We start from the raw sequence: 6,315 nt of genomic DNA, 5'->3' as shown, positions 1-6,315 counted from the left end.
GCCGGAACCGTTGGAGCCGATCAGGCCGATCGACTCACCGCGGTAGGCCACGAAGGTGACGCCGCGCACGGCGTGCACCTCGCGCATGCCGGGGGAACCCTTGCGGCGCATGATGCGGCTCAGCGCCGCGGTGGCGCTGCCGCGGCCCTTGGGCCCGCCGTTGACGCGGTAGACGATGTGGACGTCGTCGGCGATGACAGTGGGCACGCGCGCCCCGGCGGGCGTGGTCGGCTCGATGGTCTCGAGTGTCTGTTCAGCCACGGCCGTACTGCTCCTCCGCCTTCCAGAAATACACGAAGCCCGCCGAGCCGACCAGGACCGCCCAGCCGAGCGCGAAGGCCCAGACGTGGTCCGGCAGGTACTTTCCGGGGTACCCGTCGATCAGCGCGAACCGGATGAGGTCCATGTAGATGGCCGCCGGGTTCCACTGAAGGACATCGGTGACCCACCCGGGCACGTCCTTCTCCGCCAGCATGTGCGGAATGCTGAACATCACCCCGGACGCGTACATCCACGTCCGCAGGAGGAACGGCATCAGCTGCGCGAGGTCCGGCGTCTTGGCCCCCATCCGGGCGACGATGAGCGAGAGGCCGGTGTTGAACACGAACTGGAGCGTCAGCGCCGGGATCACCAGCAGCCACGACAGACTCGGGTAGCTGCCGAAGGAGACCATGATCACGACCAGCACGATCATCGAGAACAGCAGCTGCTGGAGCTGCTGGAGCGAGAACGAGATCGGCAGCGAGGCGCGTGGGAAGTGCAGGGCCCTGACCAGGCCGAGATTGCCCGAGATGGACCGCACACCGGCGAGGACCGAGTTCTGCGTGAAGGTGAAGACGAAGACACCCGTCACCAGGAACGGAATGAACACCTCGTGCGACATCCCGCGGCTGGTGCTCAGCAGCAGCCCGAAGATCAGGTAGTACACCAGCGCGTTCAGCAGCGGAGTCGCCACCTGCCACAGCTGACCCAGCTTGGCCTGGCTGTACTGCGCCGTGAGCTTGGCCTGCGAAAAGGCCAGGATGAAGTGGCGGCGGCCCCACATCTGGCTGATGTACGCGCCGAGGCCCACCCGGGCGCCGCTCACCGACAGCCCGTACTTCTTCGCCAGCTCGGCCGGGGACAGGCCGTCGTCGGGTGAGGGCGGGGCACTCACGGCGACCGCACTGTCGTGCGTAGTCTCGCTCACAGTTGACACTTTCGTCTTCAGGGTGCGCTGAGCGGGGCCGCGCCCCGGTCGCGCTCGATGCGTATCTGATACGAGCTTGTCAGATGACAGGAGGCCGGCCCAGTCGGGTCAGGCGCCATACCGTACGCCACTTCATGGGCCGCCGTGGACCACAAGGGGTCTTCCAGCCTTCGCGGAACCCTCCCAACCAGGCACGAAGCGCGGTCCTGGAGGGACGCCTGGCCAGCGTGAGCAGCAGCCAGACGCCCAGATACACGGGTACGAGCAGGGCCGGAAGGTTTCGCCGGGCCAGCCAGACCCGGTTGCGCGCGACCATGCGGTGGTAGACCGCGTGCCTGCTGGGCGCGGTGGTCGGGTGGTGCAGCACCATGTCCGACCGGTAGTCGATCATCCACCCGGCATCCAGTGCCCGCCAGGCCAGATCGGTCTCCTCATGGGCGTAGAAGAAGTCGTCCGGCAACCCTCCGACCTGCTCGAAGACCGCGGTGCGGACCGCGTTGGCGCCACCGAGGAAGGTGGTGACCCGCGAGGACCGCATCGGGTCGGCGGCGCGCAGCCGGGGCACATGGCGGCGCTGGGTGACGCCCGTATCGGGGTCGGCGATGCGGAACGAGATGATGCCCAGCTCCGGGTCGGCGGCGAACGCCTCCCGGCACAGCTCGGCCGTGTCGGTGCCCGGCAGCAGCCCGTCGTCGTCCAGGAACAGCAGGACGTCGACGTCGCGGCCGCCCGGTCCGAACGCCTCGATGCCGACGTTGCGCCCCGCCGGGATGCCCACGTTCTCGGGCAGCTCGATGGTCCGTACGGCCTCGGGCAGCGCCGGAAGCGGCGAGCCGTTGCCGACGACCACCACCTCGATCGGGTCGCCGTCCTGCTTGGCGACCGAGTCGAGCAGTGCGCGCAGCTCCTCGGGGCGGTTGCCCATCGTGAGGACAACCGCTCCGACCTTCATCGTGCCGCCCGTCACTTGAGCCTGCTCGACGCGAGGATGGACACCAGGTGAAGCAGGGTTTGCAGGAGGGCGATACCGGCCAGCACGGCCACGCCCAGCCGGGTGAAGAACAGGTCGCCGCGCACCTGGTCCACGACCGCCAGCGCCAGGACGAGCAGCGATGCCTCGATCCCGAGGATCAGCCGGTGGAACTGGAGCGCCGCGGCCGCCTTGCGGGCCAGCGCCATACCGGACGAGCGCGGCTCGGAGGCCGCCTCCTTGACCGGGGGAAGACCGCCCTGGTGCCGGGCGACCCCGACGAGGTCGGTCTCGGCCTTGATCAGGACGGCACCGAGCGCGGCGAGGGTGCCGAGGAACGCCCACAGCCAGTCGATCCGCCCGGAGCCCCACAGGTCGGCGGCGCGCAGACCGAAGCCGACGAGCACCGCGGCGTCGCACAGGTACGCGCCGACGCGGTCCAGATACACACCGCCCAGCGAGAACTGCTTCTTCCAGCGGGCTATCTCACCGTCGACGCAGTCCAGCAGCAGGTAGAGCTGGACCATCAGCACCCCGAGCACGGCGCCCGCGATCCCCGGCACCAGCAGGGCCGGGGCGGCGAGGACGCCGAAGACGGTCATCAGATACGTCAGCTGGTTGGGCGTGACCCGCGTGTTCACCAGGTGCCGGTCGCAGCGCAGCGAGATCTCCCGCATGTACAGGCGCCCGGCCCAGTGCTCACCACTCCGCCGGTCCTTCACCCCCGCGGGGTGAACGACCGGGCGGAGTTCAGCCACTGATGGCTTGACTGACTGCTTTGGCATAGTCGGCGTATGCGTCCCTGATCGCGTCGGATGAGAGGTCGAGGTGCTCGAGGATCGTGTAGCGCCCGGGGCGGGTCTTCGGCGCGTACTCCACGACCTGGACGAACTCGTCCACGGTGAAGCCGATCTCCTCGGGCAGCACCGGAAGACCGTGCCGGTGCAGCACTTCGGCCATGAACGCCGACTGCTCGTGCTCCCCCCGCAGGTACATCGCGAACGCCCCGCCGAGACCGCACTGCTCGCCGTGGCTCGCCGCGCGCTTGGGGAACATGAGGTCGAAGGCGTGGTTGATCTCGTGGCAGGCACCGGACGCCGGACGGGAGTCGCCCGCGACCGACATCGAGATGCCCGTGAGGACCAGGCCCTCGGCCAGCACCTGGAGGAAGCCGTCGTCGCCGACGCCGCCGGGGTGGCGCAGCACGGCCTCGCCCGCCTGGCGCGCCATGGCGGCCGCGAGTCCGTCGATCTGCTCGCCCGTCTCGCGGGCGGACAGCTCCCAGTCCGCGACCGCGGAGATGTTGGAGAGCGCGTCGCCGATGCCGGAGCGGACGAACCGGACCGGGGCCTCGCGGATCACGTCGAGGTCGATGACCACGGCGATCGGGTTCGGCACCCCGTACGAGCCGCGGCCCGCGTCGTTGTCGAGGGTCGCGACCGGTGAGCACAGACCGTCGTGCGAGAGGTTCGTGGCGACGGCGACCAGCGGGAGGCCGATGCGCGCCGCGGCGAACTTCGCACAGTCGATGATCTTGCCACCGCCGAGCCCCACGACCGCGTCGTAGTGGCCGGACTTCATCCGGTCGGCGAGCTTGATCGCGTCATCGAGGGTGCCGCCGCCCACCTCGTACCAGCTCGCGCCGGGCAGCGCCGGGGCCAGCCGCTCGCGCAGCACGGCCCCGGAGCCGCCGCTGATCGCGACGGCGAGCTTGCCGGAGGACGAGATCCGCTGGTCGGCCAGGACGTCCGCCAGGTCGTCCAGGGCGCCCGCGCGGATGTCGACGACGAGCGGCGAGGGGATGAGCCTCGTCAGTACTGGCACGCGATTTCACGGCCCTTCGCCAGGTCGTCATGGTTGTCGATCTCGACCCACTTGACGTCGCCGATCGGGGCGACGTCGACCTTGAAGCCGCGGTTGACCAGCTCCTGGTAGCCGTCCTCGTAGTAGAGGTCGGGGTCGCGCTCGAAGGTGGTCTTCAGCGCGTCGGCGAGATCGGCGGCGGCCTCGCCCTCGATGAGGGTGACGCCGATGTACTCACCGGTGGCCTCGGCCGGGTCCATGAGCTTGGTGATCTTCTGGACGCCCTTGGCCGGGTCCGCGACGACCTTCATCTCCTCGTCGGCGAGCTGCTTCACCGTGTCGAGGGCGAGGATGATCTTCTGGCCGTTGCCCTGCGCGGCGAGCAGGGTCTTCTCGACGGAGACCGGGTGCACGGTGTCGCCGTTGGCGAGGATCACGGTGTGCTTGATCGCGTCACGGGCGCACCACAGGGAGTAGGCGTTGTTCCACTCCTCGGCCTTGTCGTTGTCGATCAGGGTGAGCTTGAGGCCGTACTTCTGCTCCAGGGCCTCCTTGCGCTCGTACACCGCTTCCTTGCGGTAGCCGACCACGATCGCGACCTCGGTCAGGCCGACCTCCGCGAAGTTGCCGAGGGTCAGGTCGAGGACGGTGGTCTCACCGTCGACCGGCACCAGGGCCTTGGGGAGGGTGTCGGTGTAGGGGCGCAGACGCCGTCCGGCGCCGGCCGCCAGCACGAGGCCGATCATGCGGGTTCTCCTGTTTCGTCGTGGACAGCGGGTGCTCCGGAGGACACCCAGAAGCGGATGCTCTCGATGAGCACCGTCAGCGCGATGACCACGGCGAGCGCGGTCAGCACGATGGTGAAACCTTGGTGCGGGTCGCCCTGGCTCGAGCCGAGCAGCAGCGCGGCGATGGCCGTGACCACCAGGATCCGCCCCTCGTGCCCGCCGATCGCCCGCACCAGCCCGTGCGGGGGCGCCCCGGTGCCGCCGCGGATGCGGTACACCGTGTCGTAGTGATGGTAGGCGACGGCCGCCACCAGCCCGAAAGCAGCGGGCAATGCTCCGTTCACCTGCGAACGTGCCGCGAGGATGAGGACGGTCCCGTACTCGGCGGCCCGGAAGAGGGGCGGCACCAGCCAGTCGAGCGGGCCCTTCAGCGGTGCGGCGACGGCGCAGCCCGCGAGGACGGCGTAGACCGCGGCGCCCGCGACGGCGAGCCAGGACCCGGCGGGCAGCGCGGCGGCACCGGCGACGAGGAGCGCGGCGCCGAGGGCGGCGGTGACGGGCGCCAGATAGGCCGACGGCTTGTGGGCGGCCGCCTTGGCGACCAGCCCGGCCAGCGGGCCCGAGTCCGCGAGGTCGGCGAGGGCCTGCGCGGCCCGGTCGGTGCGCCGCGCCTTGCGGGTGAGCGAGCGCAGCACGCGCCCGGCGGTGGTGTAGCAGGCGGCCAGCGCACAGCCTATGAGCAGGACGTAGAAGGTGATGCGGGGCGTGGTGAGCGCGGTCAGCACCGCGATCATCGCCCAGCGCTCGCCGATCGGCAGCACGATCATGCGCCGCACCCAGACCGTCCAGCCGACGCTGTTGAGGCGGTCGGAGAGGGCGGCGGTGGGGCTGCTGTTGCCGGTGGCGTCGTGATTGGCCTCGTTGAAGGAGAAGTCCACGACGTGGCGACAGGTCTGGAGCACCATCGCGCCCAGCGCGAGCGCCCAGACGTCATCGCCGTCGGCGTTCGCCGCGCCGAGGGCGAGGCCCGCGTAGTACGCGTACTCCTTGGCCCGGTCGAACGTCGCGTCCAGCCAGGCGCCGAGGGTGGAGTACTGGAGCGAGTAGCGGGCCAGCTGGCCGTCGGTGCAGTCGAGGACGAACGAGGCGATCAGCAGCACCCCGGCCGCGACGAACCCGGGCCGGGTGCCGGTCGCGGCGCAGCCCGCGGCGATGAGGGCGGTGAGGAGGGAGGCCGTGGTGACCTGATTGGGCGTCAGCCCGCGGCGGGCGCACCAGCGGGCGATGTAGCGGGAGTAGGGGCTGATGCAGAAGGTCGTGAAGAAGCCGTCCCGCGCCTTCACGGCGGTGCGCAGCCGCACCTTCTCCTCGTCCACCGCGGCGGTCCGGGCCAGCGCCGCCGTCCGCCGCTCCTCGTCCGCGGGCACGGTGGCGACCAGCACGCCCAGCTCGGGCCGGTGGGGGGTGACGCCTTCGGCGTCGAGGGCGGCCGCGATGTCGTCCACGAGGGAGGGCGCACCGGCCTCCCCTGTTTCCTCCGCCGTTTCCCCGGCGTCGCCGACCGTGGCCAGCTGCCCGGCGCCCGTGCCGGGACCGGCGGCCGTGGCAGCGGCGCCCGCGGGCGA

At 70.6% G+C, this 6,315-nt stretch carries 6 protein-coding genes and 1 pseudogene; all 7 read right to left on the bottom strand.

Translation table 11 applies throughout. The annotated features are described in order from the left end of the window. Window positions 1-261, bottom strand: a pseudogene (locus EEJ42_RS35585) (ABC transporter ATP-binding protein); the annotation flags it as partial. Further along, window positions 254-1,189, bottom strand: a complete 936-nt coding sequence (locus tag EEJ42_RS35580) for an ABC transporter permease (protein WP_123106338.1) — start codon at window positions 1,187-1,189, stop codon at window positions 254-256. The gene EEJ42_RS35580 and the pseudogene EEJ42_RS35585, both read right to left, overlap by 8 nt. Before the next feature lie 79 nt (window positions 1,190-1,268). Beyond that, window positions 1,269-2,141: a glycosyltransferase family 2 protein gene (locus tag EEJ42_RS35575; RefSeq protein ID WP_123106339.1), complete on the bottom strand. Its 873-nt coding sequence runs from the start codon at window positions 2,139-2,141 to the stop codon at window positions 1,269-1,271. Window positions 2,142-2,152: 11 nt separating this feature from the next. Then, window positions 2,153-2,944 (bottom strand): CDP-alcohol phosphatidyltransferase family protein, encoded by a 792-nt coding sequence (locus EEJ42_RS35570; protein WP_078510269.1) that lies wholly within the window; start codon window positions 2,942-2,944, stop codon window positions 2,153-2,155. Then, window positions 2,910-3,983, bottom strand: a complete 1,074-nt coding sequence (locus tag EEJ42_RS35565) for an iron-containing alcohol dehydrogenase family protein (RefSeq protein WP_009713882.1) — start codon at window positions 3,981-3,983, stop codon at window positions 2,910-2,912. Before EEJ42_RS35565 ends, EEJ42_RS35570 begins: the two co-directional genes overlap by 35 nt. Next, a complete protein-coding gene (locus EEJ42_RS35560) occupies window positions 3,971-4,708 on the bottom strand; it encodes a phosphocholine cytidylyltransferase family protein (RefSeq protein WP_123106337.1) in 738 nt (245 codons plus the stop codon). The genes EEJ42_RS35565 and EEJ42_RS35560 overlap by 13 nt, the downstream gene beginning before the upstream one ends. After that, on the bottom strand, window positions 4,705-6,315 hold a 1,611-nt coding region (locus tag EEJ42_RS35555), incomplete at its 5' end, for a DUF5941 domain-containing protein (protein ID WP_148082143.1). The genes EEJ42_RS35555 and EEJ42_RS35560, both read right to left, overlap by 4 nt.

The organism is Streptomyces botrytidirepellens (assembly GCF_003721215.1).
Lineage (GTDB): Bacteria > Actinomycetota > Actinomycetes > Streptomycetales > Streptomycetaceae > Streptomyces > Streptomyces himastatinicus.
This window is presented reverse-complemented; position numbering and strand designations above follow the sequence as displayed.

Excerpts from the sequence above, each read along its gene's own strand:
- EEJ42_RS35575 (WP_123106339.1), bottom strand. The coding sequence starts at position 2,141 with ATGAAGGTCGGAGCGGTTGTCCTCACGATGGGCAACCGCCCCGAGGAG.
- EEJ42_RS35570 (WP_078510269.1), bottom strand. The coding sequence starts at position 2,944 with ATGCCAAAGCAGTCAGTCAAGCCATCAGTGGCTGAACTCCGCCCGGTC.
- EEJ42_RS35560 (WP_123106337.1), bottom strand. The coding sequence starts at position 4,708 with ATGATCGGCCTCGTGCTGGCGGCCGGCGCCGGACGGCGTCTGCGCCCC.